Raw genomic sequence first — 26397 nt, forward strand, 5'->3', positions numbered from 1 at the left:
GTAGAAAAATGAAAAAAATAATTAAAATAGCTATACTTCTTATATCTTTTACATTAATTAATTGTGGAGAAGACACTGTAGATTTTGTAGAGTTTGGAACCATTAAAGGTCGTGTTGTTAAAAAAGGAAGCTTTGAGCCTATAGAAAACGCAAAAGTAGCATTGTCACCAACAAATAACACGGAATTTACTGATGAGAATGGATATTTTACAATGCAAGAAGTTCCGACACAAGAATACTCTGTAAGTGCAACCAAAGAAGGGTATTTAACAAATTTTCAACCAGTAAGCTTAGAAGCAGGAAGTGAGGTGAACCTTATATTTGAAATGGATATAGAAACAGCCTTAAATAAGCCACCTACAACGCCTGAATTAAGAACTCCAACAAACGGAGTAGAAGACTTAGATAATACTGTTGAATTGAGTTTTAAGTCAACCGACCCTGATGACGATGAAATTACTTATAGAATTGAAATTAAAAATGATTTAGATAATGATATTCTTGAGTTTACGAATGTAAAAGATACATTATATACGGTATCTAATTTAAAATTTGGAGCAAAATATTTTTGGCAGATAGCTGCATCAGATGGGATAAATTCTGAGGTTTTAAGTGCTACAAACACATTTAAAGTAACTAGTTCACCAAATAATAGGTATTTTTTTACAAGGCAAGAAAACGATAATAATGTTATTTATTCTAGCGATTTTATAGATAATGCTCCCATAAATGAATTGTTACTTACTTCTATAAATACAAACTCTTGGAGACCTAGAAAAAATTCAGCAACAAGCTTAATAGCGTTTTTACGAACAGATGGTAATGAAACTCATATATTTACAATGAACACCGATGGTTCAGATGTTAAAAAAGTAACCTCTAGTGTGCCAGTTACAGCCTTTAATTTAAATGAGGTAGATTTTTCTTGGTCATCAAACGGAGATAGAATTATGTATCCACATTACGATAAATTATATATGATAAATAAAGATGGAAGTGGGTTGCAGCAGGTGTATCAAACTACTGATGGTAATTACATAACCGAGTGTGATTGGAGTAATGACGAATTAACAATAGCATTAAAAACGAACAATACAACTGGGTATAATGCTCAAATTTATACCATAAATATGAGTGGAACTATTATTGACACTATTTTAACAGGAGAACAAGGAGCTGTAGGAGGAATAAATTTCTCTATAGATGGTAGTAAATTATTATATACGAGAGATGTTTCTAATTTTGAATCGAATAGTTATAGGCAATTAGATAATCATATGTTTATTTATGAATTTTCATCTGCAACAATAACCGATTTGTCAGCTGAAAAAACTGCTGGAACAAACGATTTAGACCCTCGATTTTCACCTAACGAAGCGGATGTTATTTTTGTAAGTACATCTAATGACGGTGTGTCTGAAAAAACAGTTTATAAAATGAATTTCGGAGGTGGAGCTGTGGTAAGAACTGCCTTGTTTAGTAGTGCAACAATGCCTGATTGGGAATAATATATAGCAAATTCAAATTTTAAAAGCGAACGTTAAAAAACGTTCGCTTTTTTCTTGATATAAAATTTAGAAAAACTAAATTTGCAGTAACAACAACACGACACAAACACATGAGTAACGAAGTATCTAAGCGCTACGCACAACGCGGAGTATCAGCATCTAAAGAAGATGTGCATAATGCAATTAAGAATATTGATAAAGGATTGTTTCCAAAAGCTTTCTGTAAAATTGTTCCAGATTATTTAACAAATGATGATGATTATTGTTTGATTATGCATGCAGATGGAGCAGGAACAAAATCTTCGTTGGCATATATGTACTGGAAAGAGACAGGAGATATTTCTGTTTGGAAAGGAATTGCACAAGATGCATTAATCATGAATATTGATGATTTACTATGCGTAGGCGCTACTAATAATATTATGTTATCGTCTACTATAGGACGTAATAAAAGTAAAATACCAGGAGAAGTTTTATCAGCAATTATAAACGGAACAGAAGAATTGATCGAAGACCTTAAAGGTTTTGGTGTAACAATTCATTCAACAGGTGGTGAAACTGCTGATGTTGGTGACTTAGTGCGTACAATTATTGTTGACAGTACAGTTACAGCTCGTATGAAACGTACTGATGTTATTGACAATGCGAATATAAAAGCTGGTGATGTAATTGTAGGTTTAGAATCTTTCGGACAAGCAACTTATGAAACTGAGTACAACGGTGGAATGGGATCTAACGGATTAACATCTGCCCGTCATGATGTTTTTGACAACTATTTAGCTGCTAAATATCCTGAGAGTTATGATGCAGCAGTTCCTGCAGATCTCGTGTATTCTGGTAACGCAAAATTAACTGATGAAGTAGAGGATTCGCCTATAGATGCAGGTAAATTGGTATTGTCGCCAACAAGAACGTATGCGCCAATTATTAAAGAAATTTTATCAAAATTTAATACAGATACTGTTCACGGAATGATTCATTGTTCTGGAGGCGCTCAAACTAAAATTTTGCATTTTGTGGAGGGATTACATATTGTAAAAGACAATATGTTTCCGATTCCGCCTTTATTTAAGTTGATACAAGAACAATCTAGAACTGATTGGAAGGAAATGTATCAGGTATTTAATTGCGGGCATAGAATGGAATTATATGTATCACCAGAGGTAGCTGAAGATATTATTGCTATTTCTAAAAGCTATAATGTAAATGCGCAGATTGTTGGTAGAGTGGAAGCCTCTGAAACTAAAAAACTGACTATAAATAGTGAGTTTGGAACTTTTGAATATTAAACTAAAAAGTATTTCATATTTAAAAACCTCAGTTATTATGCTGAGGTTTTTTGTTTTAATTTAAAACAGAAGTATGTAGTTTTATTTCATTAAGTGTTTTCCATACTTTATGATTAAACTCTTTAGGCGAGAACTTAAATAGAATAACTGTTTTTTTTTCTTTTTTGCAATAATTGCTTTCTATTAAAACATTTAGAGTAATTAACTTATTGGTAGCAAAACGATCAAAAGTATTAATATATCCTTTGAAAAAAGTAGTTGATTTGGCCTTTTTTATACTAGTTATTTTAGCAGACGCATACTTTTTATCAGCTGTAGCATTCATATCAACTTTATTTAAGCTATTAAAATATTTTACTAAATCGAGTGTTAGTTCTTCTTCGGTAATTTTTCTATTTACATTAATATTCCAAGCATATGTGTATGACCAAAAAAACGTGTGCTCTGGCTTTATCCAACCTTTAGGAGGGAATCTTATATCGCCTACACCAATATAATTCATATGTCTTGCGGGAAAACGAAGAACTTCTTGTCCCCAGGTAGAATCTAGTGCAATCAAATTAAATTCATCCTTTTGAGAAAATATAGTTGTAATGCTAAATAGTAGAGTAATAAGTGTAATAATTTTATTATTCATAGTATTAGTTTTTTTATTGAATATGATAACTGTTATAATGTATCGTATGTCTAAATTAACAACCAAATAATTCTACACTCATTTTACCATTTACTTGTTTTATGATAAATGATATTTTTTCTAAAGTACATCGTGGTTCAATAGTAAATTGAATGTATCCTTTTATTTGAAAGTTTTTAGTTGAGTTTAGTTTTATTTTCTGACGATATGTGGTGTTTTTTCTAACCCAATTAACTGTGCCGTTCGTAAACGGATGCTCATCATATTCTTCAACAGAAAGCGGTTTTTCAATAAGCTTACCTAATAAACTAAATTTATCAGTAGTGTTAAAAACTACTTTAAACTTTCCTTTAAATTCACGTTTAGCATTCGGAGATATAAAATGAGCATTATCAAATAATTCCATTGAGATTGATAAGTCATATTCATTATTTTGTAATTTTTTTGAAGCTAATTTTAATTTGTAAGGCTCAGAATTTTTTCTTTTTTGGCTATCAAAATAGTTTAAAGGAGTTTGTGTAGTTGTATATTGAGTTGCTACATTGTTGGCGACTATTAAATTTACTGGATTAACACTTTGTTTTTTACAGCTTATTGTAAGAATTAGACAACAACATATTATTGTATTTTTCATTTTATAGAGATTTAAAAATTACTATTGAATAGAAATTCACTATTATATTAAGAACATGATAAAAGTAAGGTTAGCAATTGCTAAGAGTGTCAAAAAAATGTAAAAGAAGTGTGAATGGTAGTAAAAAGTCATAAAAATGTATGTTATTTACCAGGATTATGAACAAGAACAAAATTTATATATATTGTGGCTTTGCTTTTTTTCTCCTTTTAGGATGGTTTTTTTCTACTACAAATAGTAGTAAAGATTTTACAGAAAGAGTAAAGGTTTCTTTGCGAGATGTAGGTAATCAATTATTGCTTTCTGATAAAGATTCAACATCTTTAGTTTTACCAATTATCGAATTAGAAAATAATAAGTATGAATTGTCTTTTCAAAAGAAGTTTTCTTTTGAGCCAGACAATTTAGTTACTTTTATAAATACTAGTTTTAGTAAAGTAAAATTACCAAATGATTATAGGGTAGAAGTATTGCGATGTTTAAATAGTGAAGTAAGTTATAGTTATCAAAACAGCGCTTTAAAAAAGAGTACAATAATACCTTGCAGAGAGCGTGTTTTGCCTAAAGGATGTTATGTTATTCAGGTAGTGTTTTTTGCGTATGAAATTTCTTTTTGGCATAGTAATTTCTTTTTAATTGGATTACTTCTTTTGGTAATCGTTTTTATAATTCATATACTATTTTCTGGAAAAAAGGAAGTTGTTAATACAAGCGAAAATATTAAAGAGTATACTAAAATAGGAAGCTTTCAGTTTTACCCAACACAAAATAAATTGGTAAAAAAAGCAACAGAAATAAGTCTTTCTAAAAAAGAATGTGAAATTCTTGCAATCTTTGTGGCAAGCCCAAATCAAATTATAAAACGAGAAGATCTTACTAAAAAAGTATGGGAAGATAACGGTGTTTTTGTGGGTAGAAGCTTAGATACGTATATATCTAAGTTACGAAAAAAATTAAAAGAAGACAGTTCTATTAAATTAACCAATGTGCATGGTGTTGGTTATAAGTTAGAGGTTTTTTAGTTTTATTTTAAACATTTTAGCAGCAGAGGTATAACCACCTTCGGTGCCATCTACAAAATGAGAGTGTTTTGTTTTTCTATCTAATACATAGCATGACATAACAGAAGCATGGGTTATATGAATACCATATATAATTTTTTTATCTCTTTCTAGTTCGTCTAAATACTTTATAAAAGGTTTAATTTTGTCTTCATCAGCAATAAAAATAGTGTTTATCATACCGTCTAACATAAAAGTATGTGATAATTGACTAATTTGCTTTAAATATTGTTTCCCATCATGAGAAAGGTTCAAGTAAAATTTACCTATAAGAGTAGAAGTCCATTTTTTTAATAAATAGGCTAAACTTTTATCAGCTAAACTAATTTTCATTTCTTTCCATATTTTAGAAATATTATAGTTTAACTTTAAATTAGTAGCCACTATAGGTTGTCTGTCTTTAAAAGAACCAAAACTTAAATCCATTTTAGCAAGCACGTTCCTGTAAACTTCTCTTTGATTAATTTCAGTTATAGAATCTAGTAGTAAACAGATAACCTTTTGTTTGTTTTGATTCGGTTTTATTTGTTTCCATCTACACTCCATGCCTTCTAAATTTAAAAGGTTTTCATTAAAACTGATAGCATTTTTTTCTTCGAAAGTTTTTTTAATATATTCTTCAGCTTTCTTTAAACTGTTTCCTAGTACAACCGGAATAGTTAGTTGATTTGTTAGTTGATGTTTTGCAATCTTTAAATTATGTTTTTCAGAAGCTAGTTTATTAACAGAAATATGACCAACCCTAAGTGTTAGGTTCGTATTTCTTTTAATATGAAGGCTATAGTTTTCTAAGATGATTAAAATAGGTTTTAAGATAGTTTTAGGTATAATAAAAGTAGCTCCGTCGCCGCCAAAAAAATAAGGTATTTCAATATTTTTTTTCTCTTTTCTAATGGTATTTAAAACAGAGATAATTGCTCCGGTAGCCGTTAAGTTTACCTGGTGGTGCTTTCCTTCGTTAACAGCTTTTGTAGAATTTTCAATATCAACCACTACCACATACCAGGTTTTTGGTATGTCAGAAAAACACGATTCATCAGTTAGAAGGTTAACAAGAGTATCTTCATATTTTTTTAAATTATTGTAGTATTTGATGTTTTCTGCCATTAGTACATATTATAGCTTTGTTTATATATTATTTTAGTATATTTTTTTAAAAAAAAGAGATTATAAAAGGTGAATTTTATTTAAAGGTAGCTATTTTCTTATTGTTTGTTAAAAACAAAATCTACAGAAAATTCCTCATTAGATATTTTACATTTTAATTGCTGATTGTCTAAAAAATAGTAAATCTTTTTAGGAAACTCATTCTCTTGGTTTTCGCATACAAAAGAAGTGTCAGTTTGTTGGGTAAACTTAAATAAAGTAGGTTTTTCGTTTACACCTTCAACTTTTAAATGTAAAGTGTCCTTAATAGTTACGATGCTCATTATTTCTTTAAAAATAGTATCCGATTCTTTTAAAGTAAAACCAACTCCTGTTAAATCTTTGTTCCAAAAATCGAAGGTGCTTTTGCCCGGTTTTTCATTTACACGTTCCCATTTACCAACGAGCCAATTAGGTTGTGGTTTTTGTGCTTTTTTACAAGAAAATAATGCAATAGCAAAGAGTAAAAGGAAGTAGTTTTTCATAAATTTAGATTTTTATAAGGCGTTTATATAGTTGTATTGAATTAATTCTTCGGGAGATTTTAATAATCTACTCCAACCATCTTTTAGTAAATACAGGGTGTCGGAAATATCTAAAATATCTTTATATAAATGATCGGTAATAATAATTATTTTATGCTGTTTTTCAATCTCTAGTACTTCTTTTAGTTTTTTAATATAAAGCGGTGCTAAATGAGAAAAAGGTTCATCAAATAGTACAATTTTTGCATCAGATTTTAGAATGATGTACGTTTCTATCAATCTTTTTTCTCCTCCAGAAAACTCAGAGAAACGATGCTGTTTCTGAGATTCAAAAAGAGGGAAATCAGTTAAGAAATCAGTAAAAGAAGCATTGAAGAATTTAAAACCTTCTTGCAAAGAAATAGTATTAGGTATGATATGAAACTGTGGTAAATATTTAACAATCCCTTTTTTGTAAAGTGGTGTTAAAATAGGTTTACTATCTACTCTAAGAAGTTTGCTTTTTGGTAGCAGTTCGCCAAAGATAATTCTTAATAAAGATGTTTTTCCGGATCCGTTGCTTCCTAAAATACCTGTAATTTTTCCTTTTTCGGCTTTAAAGTAAATGGCTTTTAAAATTTCGGTAGCGCCAAAATTTAGTTCGATATTATCAATTTCTAAACAATCCATTTCATGCAAATGTTTAATGTTATGGTAATAATAAGGTTGATGAAAAAAACGAAAGCATATAATTTAAGTTCAGTAATACCCATATTGTAATAAAAATATAGTTTTTCTTTTTTTCGATCATTAATAAAATTCTGATAAAACCAAACTAATAAAGAAGCTATAAATAAGGTAAGTACAGCCAATGGCATCATTTTGAACTTAAGTACCACAAAAAGAGTAAGCGCTAAGGGAAGGAAAAACTTAGTTTTATAAAAAAGAAAATAAAGCTGCAATGTTTTCATTATTGATGAATCAGTTTTAAATCAAATATAGTTAATTGAATTTTAAAAATAATTCCGATAAAAAACGTAAATTCGCAAACCAGAAAAGTTAGAAGATGTTAGATAAAATTAGAATTATAAAACAACGTTATGATGAGGTTTCGGATTTAATTATCCAACCAGATATTATAATGGATCAAAAGCGTTACGCTAAATTAAGCAAAGAATATAAAGATTTAGGTAAGGTTGTAGAAAAAGGTAATGAATATAAAAGTCTAACTGATTCAATTGAAGAGGCTAAGGAAATTATTGCAGACGGAAGTGATGCAGAAATGACTGAGATGGCTAAAATGGAAATGGATGAGGCAAAGAAGCGTATTCCGGTTTTAGAAGATGAAATTAAATTCATGTTAATACCTAAAGATCCAGAAGACGCCAAAAATGCCGTTGTAGAATTGAGAGCTGGTGCAGGTGGTGATGAAGCCAGTATTTTTGCTGGTGAATTATTTAGAATGTATACTAAATACTGTGAAGGTAGAGGGTGGAAAGTAAGTACAGTAGATTATTCTGAAGGAACTAACGGAGGATTTAAAGAAATTCAGTTTGAAGTTTCTGGAGATGATGTTTACGGAACGTTAAAGTTTGAAGCAGGTGTACACCGTGTACAGCGTGTACCGCAAACAGAAACACAAGGTCGTGTGCATACATCGGCAGCTACTTGTATGGTTTTTCCTGAAGCAGAAGAGTTTGATGTAGAGATAAACCCAAAAGAAGTAAGAATCGATTTTTTCTGTTCTTCAGGTCCAGGAGGTCAGTCGGTAAACACAACTTATTCGGCAGTACGATTAACGCACATTCCTACTGGTTTAGTAGCGCAATGTCAGGATCAGAAATCGCAGCATAAAAATAAAGAAAAGGCTTTTAAAGTATTACGTTCTCGTTTATACGAAATGGAATTGGCTAAGAAAAATGCCGAGGATGCTTTAAAAAGAGGTACGATGGTTACTTCTGGAGATAGATCTGCTAAGATTAGAACGTATAACTTTCCACAAGGTCGTATGACAGACCACAGAATCGGATTGACATTATATGATTTATCGAATATTATAAATGGTGATATCCAAAAAATTATTGATGAGTTAATGATGGCAGAAAATACCTCTAAACTAAAAGAGTTAGGAGAATCTATTTAAGCATTTTCTGTTTAATACTATAAAGAATAAAAAAAGCAACCAAATTGGTTGCTTTTTTTTAGTCTTATATGTTTTTAAATCAAATGTTTAGCGGTTTTAGATGTGAATGCCAGTTATTTTATGTGACATTATTAATAAATAAGTGTCCTAGTCTATTATAAACACAGCTTTTAACATTAACATTAACATTAACATTAACATTAATGTTAATGTTAAAAGTGTTAAATTTTTCATACTTTTATAAAATAAAAACAAACTATCTAAGTTTTTTTACTTAAAATAGGTGCGTTATTTATAAAAGTATAGTGCTCAAAAATTGTTATTTAATAAAGAAATTAATTCAAAATCATCTTTACCTTATTGTAAATTAACGTATATGAAACAAAAATACTTTAAACTTAGTTTTATACTTTTTTTACTGATTTTTCAGTTTAAAATGTATTCACAATCTAATCCTAATTGTGGTGTTAATGCAGGAGCAAATGCTTCTTTTTGTGAAGGGGTTGATCTCCAGTTAGATGGGGCAGGTGATGCAAATGTAAATACATCTACAATATCGTGGTCTCAAGTTTCAGGACCAACAGTTGGTATTAGCGATCCGTCAGTATATAAACCATTTATAACAGGAGCAACGGGTGGCAATACCTATGTTTTTAGATTAACAGTTACATGTAGTAATGGTTTACCAACATCACAAGATGTTACTATTACAGTTACTAACGCTCCAGCCACTGATGCTGGCTCAGATATTACTGGATGTCCAGGTGGATATTCGTTATCTGGTACACCACCACCACCAGGTTTTACAGGTGAATGGTCGGTTGTAGGGGGAAATGAGGCGGGAGTGTCTTTTGCAGATGCTACGTCAAATACATCAGGGATTACATTTCCAACAGGTTCAGCAGGTACTTCTATTATAGAGTGGAGACTTACTGACGGAAATCCAGCGACTTGTGATGGTGTTTCAAGAATTAATGTAACAAACTTAGGCGGTTTATCTCCTGTAAATGCAGGTCTAGATGATACACTTAGTGCATGTTATGATGTTAATACAAGTTATAATTTACAAGGTTCTTTTGCTGGTAATACAGCTTCTGGTCAGCCTGCAGGTATGTGGGAGCTAGTTAGTGGTCCTAGTAATCCTGATTTTAGTAACCCAACCAATAATAACGCTAGTGTTAGTCCATTAGTACCTGGTACATACGTTTTTAGATGGACGGTTAATGGTGCCTGTGTTACTGGTACAGATACAGTTCAAATTACAGTTCCTGCCCCAGCTGGTAGTGTTACAAACGCTGGTTCTTTAATAGAAAACAACAGCATACGTATATGTAACGACCCTTCTAACCCTACAACACAATATACTTTAGTAGCTAACCCGCCTGAAAAACCAGGAGAAACAGTAATGTGGGAGATTATTACAAACCCAGGTCCAGGTTTTGGTACAGCTACTTTTAATAGTGACGGTGCTACCCAACAAGATGTTGTATCAGGAGTTGTAACGCCTACTGTTTATGGTTTAAGTGCTACTGCAGGAGGAGATAATGCACGATACATATTTAGATATACGGTAACTAGTGGTACAAGTGCGGCTTGTACTAGTTCAGATGTAGTAGAGGTAAGGTTTATTAAAAATCCATTAGAGGTAACTTTAACGGATAATGGTTCATCTTCAGAATGTATTTTTGCTACATTAAATGGAGCAAGTGAAGTAGATGTAACTTTTGGTATAACTAAAGAAACAGGACCTACAATAAATACACCAACACGTTATCAAATAATTAGTGGACCTCAAACTACAGGAGTAATTAATGTAGGTAATTCGAATAGTTTTACAAGAACATTTACACAAATAGGTACTTATGTTGTAAGAGCTACTCGTGAGCCAAGAGGAGATACAGATATAGGTTGTACTATTGCTTCAGATGACATTACAGTAAAAATTTCTGGAATAGCAGTAAATGCAAATGCAGGTACTGATATATATGTTTGTGTACCAACCACTCAAGTTACATTAACTGGTAATACTCCTTCTCAAGGAGAAGGTACATGGTCTCAAGTAAGTGGGCCAAATACAGCAACAATAACAGATGATAATAATCCATCAACAACTGTAACAGGTTTAACAGGAGGTGTTTATTACTTTAGATGGGCTATTTCTTCAGGACCTAATGGAGTGCTTAACGATGCAAATTTAGACGAAGTTAAAGTAGCAGTTTCAACAGGACCACCATTATATTCAGGTAATTTTGCTGGTGCTGATGCTACTGTTTGTGCTGGTAATTATCAGTTAGATGGAACAAATGTTTTTGAAAATGAATTAGCTACATGGAGTGTTTCTCCATCAGGACCAACAATAGTTTCTTTAAATGATCCAAAAACTTTGGTAACAGGTTTACAAGCTAATACCATATATACATTTACATATACCATAACGAATCAATGTGGTACAGCAACAGATGATGTTGTAATAACAGTTAACAATAATACTGGTCCTAGTTTAGCTAGTGCAGGAAATGATATTTGTGTAACAGGTAATTCAACATCTTTAAATGGTTCAACGATTACGAATGGATCTGGTTTATGGACTAAAGAAAGTGGACCAGTTGGAGGTAATATAACTACACCTAGTGATCCTAATACTACAGTAACAAGTTTACAGGAAGGTAATTATGTGTTTAAGTGGACTGCTTCGGGAGGTGCTGCGTGTCCTAACAATACTACTGAAGATACAGTTACAATTTCTGTTACACCTGCCTCAACTTATTCAGCAGGAGCAGATCAAGATATTTGTGGTTCAGGTTCTATAACCATGGCAGCAGCTACACCAGTTAGTCAAGGTACTTGGGTACAAACTTACGGTGGTGGTGGTTGGACTGTTGATAATATTAATAGCCCAACAGCAACATTTTCTAATTTAGCTGATGGTTTATACGAGTTTGAATGGAGAGTTTTTACCGCAAGTTGTGCTACAAACGATAGGATAGTTTTTACTATTGCTAATCAACCAACAGCAGCAAATGCTGGATCAGATTTTACAATATGTGATAGCAATAGTGGTAATTTAAATGCATTATTTTCTCCACAAGTAGGAAAAGGATCATGGCAATTTATTTCTGGACCAAATTCTCCATCAATTGCAGATGCGAATAACCCTAGTACAGGAATTAGTGGTTTAGTTACTGGTGATTATGTATTTAGATGGGTAACATCGCCAGAAGAACCAAGTAGAGACCCTGCATGTAATACAACTTTAACAACATCTGACGATGTAACGGTAACAGTAATAGCTCCAGCTGATGCTGGATCAGATCAAAATTTATGTGGTGTTACCGAAGTAGTCTTAGAGGGTACAGCAGGTTCTGAGGGTACATGGTCTTTAAATTCAAGTACAGGAGGACCAGCACCAACTATTACAGCAGTTAGTGACAATATAGCTACAGCTACTATTACACCAGAACAAAATTATGTATTTACTTATACATTAAATGCACCTGGAGGTGGTTGTTCGCCAGCATCATTGTCAGACTCAATGAATGTAACAAATCAAGAACCACCAGCTGCGGCTGCTGGACCAGATATTAATATTTGTGGAACAACACCTGGTACAGCCACTATGGATGCTACAGCTGCAACAGGTGGTACTTGGTCTTTTTTACCATCACTTAGTACTTCAGGTGTTTCAACACCAACCTTTACAGCTTCTGATCCTACATCACCAGTAAGTGGTTTAACGACAGCGGGAGTTTATTATTTTAGATGGACAACAAGTAATGGAGTAGCAGGATCATCATGTAGAAAAACTGATGACATGGCTATTACAGTTTATGAACAACCAACTGCTGATGCTGGACCAGCTGCTATGAATGTGTGTACTGTAAACCCACAATTAAGTGCTGTAGCACCTTCGGTTGGTGTTGGTACATGGAGTGTTAATTCTTCTCCAGATTTTACTGTAGCTTTCGATAGCCCAAGTAGTCCTACGACATCATTAACATTAACAGGCGCAGCACCAGGAGAAACAGCTATTTTAACTTGGACAGTGTCTAATGGTCCAACATGTACTCCCGCAACAGATAATGTAACAATAACAATAGTAGGTCCAACTACAGCTACTATTAATTCAATAAGTGCAACTAATAGTTGTCAAGGTTTAAGTAATGGTACGGTAACAGCTTCTGCCTCTGGTGGAACTCCTCCTTTAACATATAACTTAATTTATGCTACAAGTTCTGGAGGTACATATACGGACGCTACTCAAACTGATGGTGATACTGACGGAAGTTATACTGGTTTACAACCAGGATTTTATAGAGTAGTAGTAACTGATTCTGAAAATTGTGGAAATACTACATCTACAGAAGTTGAAGTTCAAGAAGTTGCTGTACCGGTTTTACCAACAACAACTAGTAATATTGTTTATTGTCAATATAGTCCAGCACCTCAATTAACTGCTACAGCTTCTGGTACAATTATTTGGTATGATTCTAATTCAACAACGGTATTGTCATCTGCACCTATACCTAGTACATCAACTATTGGTAATAAAACATATTATGTTAGTCATTCTAATGGAATATGCGAAAGTGCAAAAGTACCAGTTACAATTACAGTAGAACAATGTACCAATATAAGTTTAAATAAAAGTGTTAATAATTCAACACCAAATGTTGGAGATGTAGTAACATTTACAATAGATTTAACTAATGCAGGTCCGAGTATAGGAACAAACGTAAGTGTATCTGATGTAATACCATCAGGTTATAGTAACATTACAAACATTAGTAATGCAGGAAGTTTAACAGGTAGTACTATTACATGGAGTGGTTTAACTGTTCAGATAGGAAATGCTAATGCTACTCAGTTAACTTATCAAGCAACAGTAAATGCTCAAACAGGTGCTGCAAATGAATATAAAAACATAGCACAAGTAACAGCTTCAGATGGTACGGATTCTAATAGTACACCAAATAATGATGATGGGGATCAAAGTGAAGATGATGAAGATAGTGAAGTTATTACATTACAATTAGCAGATTTAAGTATAACAAAAGCTTTAGCGGCTGGTTCAAGCGCTACACCAAATATAGGAGATGTTTTAACTTTTGAATTAACGGTAAGTAATGCTGGAGCACCAACGAGTACTGTTGCAGCAACAGGAGTAAGTGTAGAAGATGTATTACCTAATGGATATACATTAGGCACAATTCTTAATGGCGGTTTCCTAGGTGGAACAGCTAATACTGCTTCTTGGTCAAATTTAAATATACCATTAGGAGGTAGTATTACACTTCGTTATACGGCGACAGTAAATTCACCAGGAGCAGGAATAAGTTATGTAAACAGTGCACAAATTACTGCAAGTGATCAGTTTGATCCAGATAGTAATCCATCAACAGGAAGTGGAGTAGATGAGGATAATGCAGATGGAGATAATAATGCAGCGACAGGAGGAGATGATGATGACGAAGATACATTTACTGTAGTTCCGCAAAGTGCAGATTTAAGTATCACTAAAGGATTATCAGTAGGAAGTGCAACGCCACAAGTTGGAGCGGTATTAACTTTTGAGTTAACGGTAAGCAATGCAGGATTAAGTGCAGCAACGAATGTATCAGTAGAAGATGTATTACCATCAGGATATACATTAGGAACTGTAAATAACTCAGGAACAGCATCAGGAAACACTGCAAGTTGGACAATAGCAAATATTGCATCAGGAACAAGTGTAACGTTAACGTATCAAGCTACAGTAAATGCGCCAACGGGAGCAACAGATGAGTATTTAAATAAGGCTCAAATTACCGCGAGTGATCAGTTTGACCCAAACAGTGATCCAACGACAGATGATAGTGTAGACGATAATGGAGATGGAGTAGCAGATAATGATGAAACAACATTTGTAGTAGTTCCTCAAACCTCAGATTTAAGTTTGGTAAAGAGTGTAAGTAATGATACACCAAATGTAGGAGATACGGTAACGTTTACTTTATTAGTAAGCAATGCAGGAGCAAACGATGCAACGAACGTTAGTGTAGAAGATATTGTACCAGCAGGATATAGCGGAATTACCAATGTAAGTAATGCAGCAAATGCAACAGTAGGAGCAACATCAGTAAGTTGGGCAAACTTAACAGTAACTAATGGCGGATCATTAAGTTTAACCTTTGATGCAGTAGTAGATGCACCAACGGGAGTAGCGAATGAGTATTTAAATACGGCAGAAATCACAGGAAGTGATCAATATGATCCAGATAGTGATGTAACAAGTGATGCAAATACAGATGATAATGGCGATGGAATATCGGATGATGATGAGAGTTCAGTCGGAGTAACGATTCAACAATCAGATTTAAGTATTGTAAAGGTATCGAGTAATATGTCACCAAATGTAGGGGATGTAATAACGTTTACATTAACGGTAACTAATGCAGGACCAGATGCAGCAACCGGAGTAGCAATACAAGATATTGTACCAAACGGATATGGAAGCATCAGTAATATAGTAACACCAACAGGAGGAGCATCAAATACAACAGTAGTTGGAGTTACAACAGATATAGATTGGACAGGGCTAAGTGTACCAGCCAATAACGGAACAGTAAGTGTAAGTTATCAAGTAACGGTATTAGCACCAGGAGCAGGAGTAAGTTATACTAACAATGCAGAGATAACAGATAGTGATCAATACGATCCAGATAGTGATGTTACAACAGGCTCAGGAGTAGATGATCTTGGCGATGACATCACAGATGATGATGAAACAACAATAACACCAATAGTTCAACAAGCAGATTTAAGTATTGCAAAAGGATTACAAAGCGGAAGCGCTACACCAAATGTAGGCGATGTTTTAACCTTTGAATTAACAATAAGTAATGCAGGAACAGATGATGCAACAGGAGTAAACGTATCGGATATTTTACCAGTAGGTTATACATTAGGTACAGTTAATAATGCAGGATCAGGAGTAGGGAATACAGCAAGTTGGACCAGTTTATTTGTACCAAAGAATAGCAGTATTACTTTAACCTATCAAGCAACAGTAAACGCACCATCGGGAGCAGCAAATGAGTATAGAAACTCAGCACAAATTACTGCGAGTGATCAATTTGATCCAGATAGTAATCCAGCAACAGATAGTACAGTTGATGATTTAGGAGATGGAGCTGCAGATGATGATGAGACTATTTTTACAATAGTACCCGTAGTATCAGATTTATCAATAGATAAAACAGCAAGTAATTTAGCACCAAATGTAGGAGATACCTTAACATTTACTATTGCTATTGCAAACAATGAGGGAGGATCTTCAACAGCTACCAATGTAGTTTTAGAAGATATGTTACCATTAGGTTATAGTATTGTAACAGGAAGTATCACTCAAGGAGGAGTTTATAATGCCGGAAGTAGAACAATTACATGGACTTTAGCATCAGTAGCTCATGGAGCAGTAACAACAGATGTTACCTACCAAGTAACGGTAAATGCACCAACGGGAGCAGCAAACGAATATAGAAATTCAGCCCAAATTACAGGAAGTGATCAATATGATCCAGATAGTGATCCATCATCAGATAATACAGTTGATGAGGACAATGCTGATGGAGATAACAACCCAGCAACAGGAGGAGATGATGATGACGAAGATACATTTACTGTAGTTCCGCAAAGTGCAGATTTAAGTATCACTAAAGGATTATCAGTAGGAAGTGCAACGCCACAAGTTGGAGCGGTATTAACTTTTGAGTTAACGGTAAGCAATGCAGGATTAAGTGCAGCAACGAATGTATCAGTAGAAGATGTATTACCATCAGGATATACATTAGGAACTGTAAATAACTCAGGAACAGCATCAGGAAACACTGCAAGTTGGACAATAGCAAATATTGCATCAGGAACAAGTGTAACGTTAACGTATCAAGCTACAGTAAATGCGCCAACGGGAGCAACAGATGAGTATTTAAATAAGGCTCAAATTACCGCGAGTGATCAGTTTGACCCAAACAGTGATCCAACGACAGATGATAGTGTAGACGATAATGGAGATGGAGTAGCAGATAATGATGAAACAACATTTGTAGTAGTTCCTCAAACCTCAGATTTAAGTTTGGTAAAGAGTGTAAGTAATGATACACCAAATGTAGGAGATACGGTAACGTTTACTTTATTAGTAAGCAATGCAGGAGCAAACGATGCAACGAACGTTAGTGTAGAAGATATTGTACCAGCAGGATATAGCGGAATTACCAATGTAAGTAATGCAGCAAATGCAACAGTAGGAGCAACATCAGTAAGTTGGGCAAACTTAACAGTAACTAATGGCGGATCATTAAGTTTAACCTTTGATGCAGTAGTAGATGCACCAACGGGAGTAGCGAATGAGTATTTAAATACGGCAGAAATCACAGGAAGTGATCAATATGATCCAGATAGTGATGTAACAAGTGATGCAAATACAGATGATAATGGCGATGGAATATCGGATGATGATGAGAGTTCAGTCGGAGTAACGATTCAACAATCAGATTTAAGTATTGTAAAGGTATCGAGTAATATGTCACCAAATGTAGGGGATGTAATAACGTTTACATTAACGGTAACTAATGCAGGACCAGATGCAGCAACCGGAGTAGCAATACAAGATATTGTACCAAACGGATATACTATTGGAACAATAAACGATAGTGGAGTTGAAACATCAGGGACAATAGATTGGACAGGGTTAAGTGTGCCAGCGAATAACGGAACAATAAGTGTAAGTTATACAGCTACGGTAAATGCACCAGGATCAGGTATTAGCTATACAAACTCTGCACAAATATCAGCAAGTGATCAATATGATCCAGATAGTGATGTTACAAGTGGTTTAGGAACAGATGACATGGGCGATGGAATTGCAGATGATGATGAAACAACAATAACACCAATAGTTAAGCAAGGTGATTTATCATTAACTAAAGTAGTAACAGATGGTAATTACACACCAATTATAGGAAATGAAATTACATTTGATATTGTAGTTACAAACCATGGACCAACATCTGCAACAGGAGTAAATGTTTTAGATTTATTACCATCAGGTTATAGTTATGTTAGTCATACAGTATCGTCTGGATTTTATACTCCAGTAACAGGATTATGGGACGGTTTAGATGATATGCCAAACGGAACATCACAAACATTAACAGTTACAGCAACAGTATTAGGAACAGGAAATTATAACAACATTGCAGAAGTTATGTTTGCAAATGAGTTTGATTTTGATTCTGTACATGGTAATGGAATATTATCTGAAGATGATATGGATGATACAGTAGTAACACCAATGTTATCAAATTCTGATTTATCATTAACTAAAGTAGTAACAAATGGTAATTACTCTCCAGTAGTAGGAAGTAATATTACATTTGATATTGTAGTAACAAATGATGGTCCTAATACGGCAACTGGAGTAGATGTTTTAGATCTGTTACCTTCAGGTTACAATTATGTTAGTCATACAGTATCATCAGGTTTTTATACACCAGCAACAGGTTTATGGGACGGATTAGATAATATGCCAACAGGTACATCACAAACATTAACGGTAACAGCAACTGTATTACCAACAGGTAATTATACAAACGTAGCAGAGGTTATGTCTGAGAATGGAACTGATTCTGACTCTGTGCATGGTAACGGAATATTATCGGAAGATGATATGGATAATGCAGTGGTTACACCAATAGTACCTTTAGCAGATTTATCATTAACTAAAGAAGTTGTTGATGGAGATATTACTCCGTTAGTTGGAGATGAAATAACGTTTAAATTAACTGTAACAAATCAAGGTCCAGAAGATGCAACAGGAGTAGTAGTTACAGATTTATTACCAACAGGTTACGATTTCCAAACATTCAGTTCTTCAACAGGAACATATAATGAAACAACTGGAGAATGGACAATTGGTAATTTAGCAAACGGAGCAATTGAATCATTATTAATAGATGTAATTGTAAAACCAACAGGAGTTTATTTAAACACTGCTGAAATTACAGGTTCAAATATTTTAGATAATGATTCTACACCAGGAAACGGTATAACAACAGAGGATGACTATGCAGAAGCAAATACAACACCTATACAAACAGTTGCTGATCTTTCTATAAGTAAAACAACAGTAGGAGGTATAACAACTGCACAACCAGGTGATGCATTACGTTTCCAAATTAACGTAAGCAATGCAGGACCTGATAATGCAACCAATGTTGAAGTATTAGATATCTTACCAGCTGGTTTTGCATACCAACAGTTTAGTGCAACATCAGGAGTTTATAATCCAATAACAGGATTATGGACAGTAGATAATATCCCTGCAAACGGATCACAAACATTATTTATAGATGTTATTGTTAATTCACCAACGGGTACAGCAAATGAGTTTATCAACTTTACTGAAATTACAGCTTCAGATCAAATAGATCCTGATAGTGATGTTAACAGTGATGTTTCAACAGATGATTTAGCAGATGGAATTGCTGATGATGATGAAGCTAATTTTGTAGTGCAAGTAGCACTTTCAGATTTAGAATTGATTAAGTCAGTTAGTAATGAAAATGCAAACGTAGGAGAAGTAGTTATATTTACATTACAAGTAAATAATTTAGGTCCTGATGCTGCAACAGGTGTCGCATTAGAAGATATAATGCCTATTGGTTATAGTAACATAAATAACATTAGTAATGGAGGTACTTTAAATGGAAACATTATAAGTTGGTCTAATTTAGATGTCCCATTAGCAGGATTAACAATCACCTATGAAGCTACAGTTAATAGTCCAACATTACAAGATGGCGAGTATTTAAATACAGCTAACATTACGACAAGTGATCAGTTTGATCCTGATTTAAGTAATAATAATTCTGAAGCTTCTATTAATACACCAACAGCAGATATAGGAGTTGTTAAAGAAGTAGATATATTAGAGCCATCTATTGGAGATGTTATAATATTTACTATAACTGTTACAAACCAAGGGCAAATAGATGCAACAAATGTTGTTGTTTCAGAAGCGTTACCTTCAGGATATGAATACATATCAGCAGTAACAACTTCTGGTATTTATGATGAAAACTCAGGTGTATGGAGTTTACCTCTTGTAAGTATAGGAGATGTTCAAATATTAGAAATTGAAGTGAAAGTTTTAGATGTTAATGATTATTTAAATACAGCTTCATTACAATCTTTAGATCAAATAGATTCAAATTCAGATAACGATAGTGCCAGTGCAGAAATAGCACCAGTATGTTTAACAATTCATAATAAATTTTCGCCTAACGGAAATGGAAATAATGATGTTTTCTATATAGATTGTATTCAGAATTATCCAAACAATAAATTAGAAATATTTAATAGGTGGGGTAATGTAGTATACTCTAAATTGGGATATGATAATACGTTTGGAGGAATCTCTAACGGAAGAGCTGTTATTAGTAAAGACAAAGAATTACCTGCAGGAACTTATTACTATGTGTTAGATTTAGGAGATGGAACAAAGGCAAAAGTTGGATGGTTATATATTGCGAAATAAAGTTAAAGTCAGAAAAAAAATATTTTAGAAAAAAATAAAAATGGATATGAAATTTAGAATATCAATAATCTTGTTTTTAGCTTTAGGGACTTTAAGTAGTCTTGCGCAACAAGATCCACAGTATACAAACTATATGTTTAATACAATGACTGTGAATTCAGCTTATGCTGGTTCGAGAGGGCATTTGTCGGTAACAGCATTGCATAGAACACAATGGGTTGGTATAGACGGAGCACCACAAACACAATCATTAAGTATTGAGTCACCTGTAGGTAAAAATGTAGGTATAGGATTGTCGTTTGTAAACGATAAATTAGGTCCGGCTAAAGAAACATATATAGATGCAAATGTTTCATATACTATACGACTAAACGATGAAAGTCAACTTTCTTTCGGAATGAAAGGTGGAGGTAGATTATTAAATGTTGATTTATTTGATGGGTTTCAAAACCAATCAGATGTAGCATCAATAGATAATAAGTTTTTGCCAACTGTAGGAGCAGGAGTTTATTGGCGTAATGAAAAAACTTACATTGGTTTATCAGTTCCTAACTTCTTAACAGATAAGCATTTTAATAGAAATGATTTTAGTACAAATAATTATAATGTAAGTGCTGAGCGATTACACTATTTTTTAATAGCAGGAAAAGTATTTGATCTTAGCTCAAGTGTGAAATTTAAACCAGCATTCTTAGGTAAATTTGTTTCTGGTGCTCCAGCAATTGTAGATTTATCAGCCAACTTTATGATCGAAGAAACAGTACGATTAGGAGTGGCTTACCGTTGGGATGATTCAGTTAGTGGATTGTTAGGTTTACAAATAAGCCCAAGGCTTTTATTAGGTTACGCTTACGATTTAACAACAACAAGATTAGGAGATTTTAATTCAGGAACACATGAAATTATGTTACGATATGAATTAATAACAAGAGAAAAACAATTAAAATCACCTCGTTTCTTTTAAATTTTATGAAAATGAAAAAAGTAATTACAGTACTAATAATCTTGTTTGTAAATAATTTAATTATTGCACAAAACGATGGATTGTATAATCAAAAAGAGAAAAGTTCAACACCTAAGGCAGATAAACTTTTTAAAAGTATGTGGTATAAAGAGGCTGCAGTACTTTATGAAAGGGAGTTAAAAAAACTAAATAAAAAGGAAGTTAGAAATTCTGATTATTTAGAAGTATTAAAAAAGGCAGGAGATTCTTACTTTTTTAATACAGACATGAAAAATGCAAGTCGAATATATAAAGATTTAGTAGCAAATGATTATTCATCAATAGCTCCAGAATATATATTTAGATATGCACATAGTTTAGAGGGAATAGGTAAATATAAAGAAGCAAAACGTTGGATGAAAGAGTTCTCTAAAAGAACTAAAAAACAAGATGATAGATCCGAAAAATATAATCAAGAACATCAAACAATAGAAGATGTACTTGCTATAGAGCCTCAATTTATTTTAAATAATTTGTCAATCAATACAAAATATTCAGATTTTGGACCGATGTATTATAAAGATAAATTAATTTACTCATCAGCAGTAGATTCATCAAACTATCATACAAGAATTTATCATTGGAACGAACAACCATTTTTAAATATGTATTCGGGAATTATAAGTGAGACTGGAGCAAATGTTAAAAAGGAAGGAGATTTTTCTGAGAGTTTAAACACAATATATCACGAAGCTGCTTTAGCATTTTCACCAGATGAGAAAAAAGTTTACTTTACAAGAAATAATTATAATGGTAAATTAGAAAGAGATAAAGAAGGAACAAACCATTTAAAACTTTACAGTGCAGATTTAGTTAAAGAAGAAGATAGCGAACATGCTACATGGCAAAATGTAAAAGAATTACCTTTTAATAGTAAAGATTATTCTGTTGGACATCCAACAGTGAGTAGTGATGGTAAGTTGTTGTATTTTGTTTCTGATATGCCGGGATCTATTGGGTCAACAGATATTTTTGTTGTTGATATTTTAGATAATAAAAATAATAAAGTAGCAGACTCAACATATACAGGCTACTCAAGACCAAGAAATCTTGGTGGTAAAATTAATACAGCAGGTAGAGAAATGTTTCCTTACATAACAGATAATACCTTATACTTTGCCTCAGACGGTTATTTAGGTTTAGGAGGTTTAGATGTTTATCAAAGTAGTATTAAAGAAAATAGCTTTGCGAAACCAACTAACTTAGGAGCACCATTAAATAGTGAGTTAGATGATTTCGCCTTTATTATTAAAGAAGATAAAAATACAGGTTTTGTATCTTCTAATAGAAAATTTGGTAAAGGCGATGATGATATTTATTCATTTGTAAGAACACCTTTAACACCAAAAGAAGAGCCAGAATGTAATCAATTAGTAAAAGGAACTGTTTCTAATACTATTACAGGAGAGCGTATAGCTAATGTTAAAGTTACTTTATTTAATGAAAAAGAAGAAGAGTTAGAAACAACAATAACAAATATTAATGGAGCTTATGCGTTCACAAAAGTATTTGACTGTAAAACAAAATATAAAGTTATTGCTACTAAAACGGGTTATGGAAAAAATGATAAACCTTTGTTAACAGGTTTAGTAACTGGAGAAACAATTGTTCCGTTAGGTTTAGAAACATTAAACGAACTTATTGTTGAAGAAGGCGGGCAATTAAAAATTAAAATAGGAATTATTTATTTCGATTTAAATAAATCTTTTATAAGACCAGATGCAGCTATCGAGCTTAATAAGATTGTTATATTAATGATGCAATACCCAAAAATGGTTATTAAGATTGAATCACATACAGATTCACGCAATACAGATGCTTATAATTTAAGTTTATCAGACAGAAGGGCAAAATCTACAAAAGAATACCTAATTAAAACAGGTATAAAGGCAAGTAGAATAGATAGTGCAAAAGGGTTTGGAGAAAGCAGATTACTTAATAAGTGTTTAAACGGTGTTCCATGTTCTAAAGCAGAACATCAGTTAAATAGAAGATCAGAGTTTATTATTTTAAAAATGTAGTTTTATATAATTTACAATACTAAAAAAGCAACCAAATTGGTTGCTTTTTTAGTATTGTAAAAAAAAGATATTTAATAGGTACTACTCAAATTCTTCGTCGAAATTAATCTCATCAAAAGAATCTTCATCGTCAGCATAATCTTCCATTGTTTGCTCTAGTTTAGAGCTGATTTTGACTAAATATAAAGTGTCGTCTGTTTTAACCTCTACAGCTTTAATAGTCTCGTTTTTGGCATTTTTAAACGAAATAATATCACTGTGATCGTATCCGTTAGGATATTCTTCAATTAACAAATCTAAAATACTAGCTGTTAGTTTTTCGTAGTTTACAATAACTCTTTTCATCCTTTTACATTTTTAATAGATAGGCAAAAATTAACGGAGCAACAATAGTAGCATCACTTTCTATAATAAACTTAGGCGTATCAATATCTAATTTACCCCAAGTAATTTTTTCATTTGGTACCGCACCAGAGTATGAACCATAACTTGTTGTAGAATCAGAAATCTGACAGAAATAACTCCAAAATGGTGTTTCTGGTTTTTCCATATCTTGGTACAGCATTGGCACAACACAAATTGGGAAATCACCAGCAATACCACCACCTATTTGGAAAAATCCAATTCCGTTTTCAGAATTGTCAGTATACCAATCGGCAAGGAAAGTCATGTATTCTATACCCGATTTTACTGTACTTGCTTTTAACTCACCTTTTAAAACATAAGAAGCAAAAATGTTCCCCATGGTAGAATCTTCCCAACCAGGACAAATAATTGGCAAGTTTTTTTCTGCAGCAGCATACATCCAAGAATCTTTAATGTCTATTTCGTAATATTCTTCTAAAACGCCAGATAACAATAATTTGTACATATATTCATGTGGCAAATAACGTTCACCTTTTGCTTCTGCATCTTTCCATATTTTTACAATATGCTCTTGAATTCTTCTAAAAGCTTCTTCTTCAGGAATACAAGTATCGGTAACACGGTTTAACCCTTTTTCTAATAAATCCCACTCATCTTGTGGCGTTAAATCGCGGTAGTTAGGTATGCGCTTGTAATGAGAATGCGCTACTAAATTCATAACATCTTCCTCTAAGTTGGCACCAGTACATGAAATAATATGTACTTTATCTTGACGAATCATTTCTGCAAAAATCTTACCTAATTCAGCCGTGCTCATTGCACCCGCTAAAGAAACTAACATTTTAGAACCTTTTTCTAATTGTGTTTCGTACCCTTTGGCAGCATCTACTAAAGATGCTGCGTTAAAGTGTAAAAAGTATTTTTCTATAAAATTTGATATTGGTTTGTTCATTTTTATTTTTTTGTTCTCGATACGATTTTTCAGAAATTTTGTATCGAGATGTTTTTTATATTTTAAATTATTTTTTAATAAGTTTTCTTACTTCAAATATATCTGTTCTTCTATCTTTTAAATTTCGTACGCTACCAAATTGATTTAAATCCTTTAGTAAATCTAAATCTACATCAGCAATTAAAATCATTTCAGTATTTGTGGTTGCTTCTGCTTTTATTCCGTTTGCAGGAAAAGAAAAATCGCAGGGTGTAAAAACCATAGATTGTGCGTACTGAATATCCATATTATTTACTTTTGGTAAATTACCAACACTACCTGCAATGGCAACATAACATTCGTTTTCTATTGCTCTGGCTTGCGCACAATGACGTACTCTTGAATATCCGTTTTGAGTATCTGTTAAAAACGGAACAAACAAAATATCCATTCCTTCTTCTGCTAAAATTCTACTTAATTCAGGAAACTCAGAATCATAACAAATTAAAACACCAATTTTACCACAATCTGTATCAAAAGTTTTTAGCTCATTTCCGCCTTGCATTCCCCAAACTTTAGCTTCATCTGGTGTAACATGTAATTTTTCATAGCGATCTGTAGAGCCATCTCTTTTGCATATATAACCAGCATTGTATAACAGTTCATCTTTAATTTCTGGCATACTACCAGTAATAATATTAATGTTATACGTAATTGCCAATTCAGAGAATTTCTGAACAATTTGCGGTGTATATTTTGCTAATTCTCTAATTGCTTCCGATTCTGGCAAGTGATTATTGTCAGCCATTAAAGGCGCATTAAAAAACTCGGGGAATAAAGCAAAATCAGATCTGTAAGCAGAAACTGCGTCTACAAAATATTCTGCTTGCTGCATTAATTCTTCCAAATCTTTATACAAGCGCATTTGCCACTGAATTAATCCTAAACGAACAACCTTTTTCTTTGTTGCTGCTTTTTTAGATTTTTTTTCATAGTAAATATTATCCCATTCTAATAAAACGGCAAATTCACCCGAATTTTCATCGCCTTCTAAATATCCTTTTAAAATTTTTGAAGGATGAAAGTCATTCGAAATTTGAAAGTTTAAAACAGGGTCTTGAATTTCTTTACGTTTTACGCTTTCTATATATTCTTTTGGTGATAAAGTTGCCGCGTATTTATGATAATTCGGAATTCTACCTCCAAACGCAATTCCTCTTAAATTTTGTTTTTCAGCCAATTCTTTTCTATAATCATAAAGTCTTCTGCCTAAACGCAAACCTCTATATTCCGATTTTATAAAAACATCTATTCCGTATAATACATCACCATTTTCATTATGAGTGTCAAATGTATAATTGCCAGTAATATCTTCGTAGGTATGCTGGTCATCGAAACTATCATAATCTAATTTGATAGAAAGTGCACAGCCTGCCAAATCTCCGTTTATTTTTATAACAACTTGCCCTTCAGGAAATTTGTTGATTAACGATTTAATTTGATCTTCTTTCCAATAAGAATCCGGCATACTTGAGTATGCCTGGATCATGGCTTCTTTTAACTGTTTATAATCAGTTAACGTTAAATAATGAAGCTCAATATTTTCGATATTTTTTAACATC

The 26397-nt window shown here is 32.9% G+C and carries 15 protein-coding genes; 7 read left to right on the forward strand and 8 right to left on the reverse strand.

Going from position 1 to position 26397, the window contains the following annotated elements:
- The first annotated feature begins 8 nt into the window (after positions 1 to 8).
- Entirely contained in the window at positions 9 to 1508 is a 1500-nt protein-coding gene (locus tag P2G10_RS03065) for a carboxypeptidase regulatory-like domain-containing protein (RefSeq protein ID WP_275315157.1), read from the forward strand.
- 110 nt (positions 1509 to 1618) lie between these two features.
- Positions 1619 to 2797: an AIR synthase related protein gene (locus P2G10_RS03070; RefSeq protein WP_275315158.1), complete on the forward strand. Its 1179-nt coding sequence runs from the start codon at positions 1619 to 1621 to the stop codon at positions 2795 to 2797.
- Positions 2798 to 2852: 55 nt separating this feature from the next.
- Here the strand turns inward: P2G10_RS03070 and P2G10_RS03075 are convergent, their stop codons facing one another.
- On the reverse strand, positions 2853 to 3434 hold the full coding sequence (locus P2G10_RS03075; RefSeq protein ID WP_275315159.1) for a hypothetical protein: 582 nt from the start codon (positions 3432 to 3434) through the stop codon (positions 2853 to 2855).
- 55 nt (positions 3435 to 3489) lie between these two features.
- A complete protein-coding gene (locus P2G10_RS03080) occupies positions 3490 to 4068 on the reverse strand; it encodes a hypothetical protein (protein WP_275315160.1) in 579 nt (192 codons plus the stop codon).
- A gap of 158 nt (positions 4069 to 4226) precedes the next feature.
- Between P2G10_RS03080 and P2G10_RS03085 the strand changes: the two genes are divergently transcribed.
- Positions 4227 to 5090, forward strand: a complete 864-nt coding sequence (locus P2G10_RS03085) for a winged helix-turn-helix domain-containing protein (RefSeq protein WP_255554351.1) — start codon at positions 4227 to 4229, stop codon at positions 5088 to 5090.
- On the opposite strand, the gene P2G10_RS03090 is transcribed toward P2G10_RS03085, so the two are convergent.
- The 3 genes from P2G10_RS03090 to P2G10_RS03100 all read right to left on the reverse strand — a co-directional run bounded on the left by P2G10_RS03090 (position 5076) and on the right by P2G10_RS03100 (position 7429).
- Entirely contained in the window at positions 5076 to 6236 is a 1161-nt protein-coding gene (locus P2G10_RS03090) for a DUF3095 family protein (RefSeq protein ID WP_275315161.1), read from the reverse strand. The genes P2G10_RS03085 and P2G10_RS03090 overlap by 15 nt on opposite strands.
- 98 nt (positions 6237 to 6334) lie before the next feature.
- On the reverse strand, positions 6335 to 6760 hold the full coding sequence (locus P2G10_RS03095; protein ID WP_275315162.1) for a DUF6265 family protein: 426 nt from the start codon (positions 6758 to 6760) through the stop codon (positions 6335 to 6337).
- Positions 6761 to 6772: 12 nt separating this feature from the next.
- Positions 6773 to 7429, reverse strand: coding sequence for an ATP-binding cassette domain-containing protein (locus tag P2G10_RS03100; RefSeq protein WP_275315163.1), 657 nt, complete (start codon positions 7427 to 7429; stop codon positions 6773 to 6775).
- 376 nt (positions 7430 to 7805) lie between these two features.
- On the opposite strand from P2G10_RS03100, the gene prfA reads away from it, so the two are divergent.
- The 4 genes from prfA to P2G10_RS03120 all read left to right on the forward strand — a co-directional run bounded on the left by prfA (position 7806) and on the right by P2G10_RS03120 (position 23478).
- Positions 7806 to 8882 carry a peptide chain release factor 1 gene (gene prfA, locus P2G10_RS03105; protein ID WP_218771254.1) on the forward strand — a complete coding sequence of 359 codons (1077 nt, stop codon included), beginning with the start codon at positions 7806 to 7808 and terminating at the stop codon, positions 8880 to 8882.
- A gap of 436 nt (positions 8883 to 9318) precedes the next feature.
- Positions 9319 to 20454 (forward strand): PKD domain-containing protein, encoded by an 11136-nt coding sequence (locus tag P2G10_RS03110; protein ID WP_275315164.1) that lies wholly within the window; start codon positions 9319 to 9321, stop codon positions 20452 to 20454.
- A 46-nt stretch (positions 20455 to 20500) separates the two neighbouring features.
- Positions 20501 to 21418 carry a PorP/SprF family type IX secretion system membrane protein gene (locus tag P2G10_RS03115; protein ID WP_476718324.1) on the forward strand — a complete coding sequence of 306 codons (918 nt, stop codon included), beginning with the start codon at positions 20501 to 20503 and terminating at the stop codon, positions 21416 to 21418.
- Between the two features lie 11 nt (positions 21419 to 21429).
- Positions 21430 to 23478 (forward strand): OmpA family protein, encoded by a 2049-nt coding sequence (locus tag P2G10_RS03120; RefSeq protein ID WP_275315166.1) that lies wholly within the window; start codon positions 21430 to 21432, stop codon positions 23476 to 23478.
- An 81-nt stretch (positions 23479 to 23559) separates the two neighbouring features.
- On the opposite strand, the gene P2G10_RS03125 is transcribed toward P2G10_RS03120, so the two are convergent.
- From P2G10_RS03125 to P2G10_RS03135, 3 genes are all read right to left on the reverse strand, one after another.
- Positions 23560 to 23823 carry a hypothetical protein gene (locus P2G10_RS03125; protein ID WP_218771253.1) on the reverse strand — a complete coding sequence of 88 codons (264 nt, stop codon included), beginning with the start codon at positions 23821 to 23823 and terminating at the stop codon, positions 23560 to 23562.
- 4 nt (positions 23824 to 23827) lie between these two features.
- Positions 23828 to 24796, reverse strand: a complete 969-nt coding sequence (locus P2G10_RS03130) for a deoxyhypusine synthase family protein (RefSeq protein WP_275315167.1) — start codon at positions 24794 to 24796, stop codon at positions 23828 to 23830.
- Between the two features lie 67 nt (positions 24797 to 24863).
- The gene (locus P2G10_RS03135) at positions 24864 to 26396 is read right to left on the reverse strand and encodes a carbon-nitrogen hydrolase family protein (RefSeq protein WP_275315168.1); all 1533 of its coding nucleotides are present in this window, start codon (positions 26394 to 26396) and stop codon (positions 24864 to 24866) included.
- Position 26397: the final 1 nt, after the last annotated feature.

The sequence above is a fragment of the Tenacibaculum bernardetii genome (assembly GCF_029125915.1).
In the GTDB taxonomy this organism is placed as follows: domain Bacteria; phylum Bacteroidota; class Bacteroidia; order Flavobacteriales; family Flavobacteriaceae; genus Polaribacter; species Polaribacter bernardetii.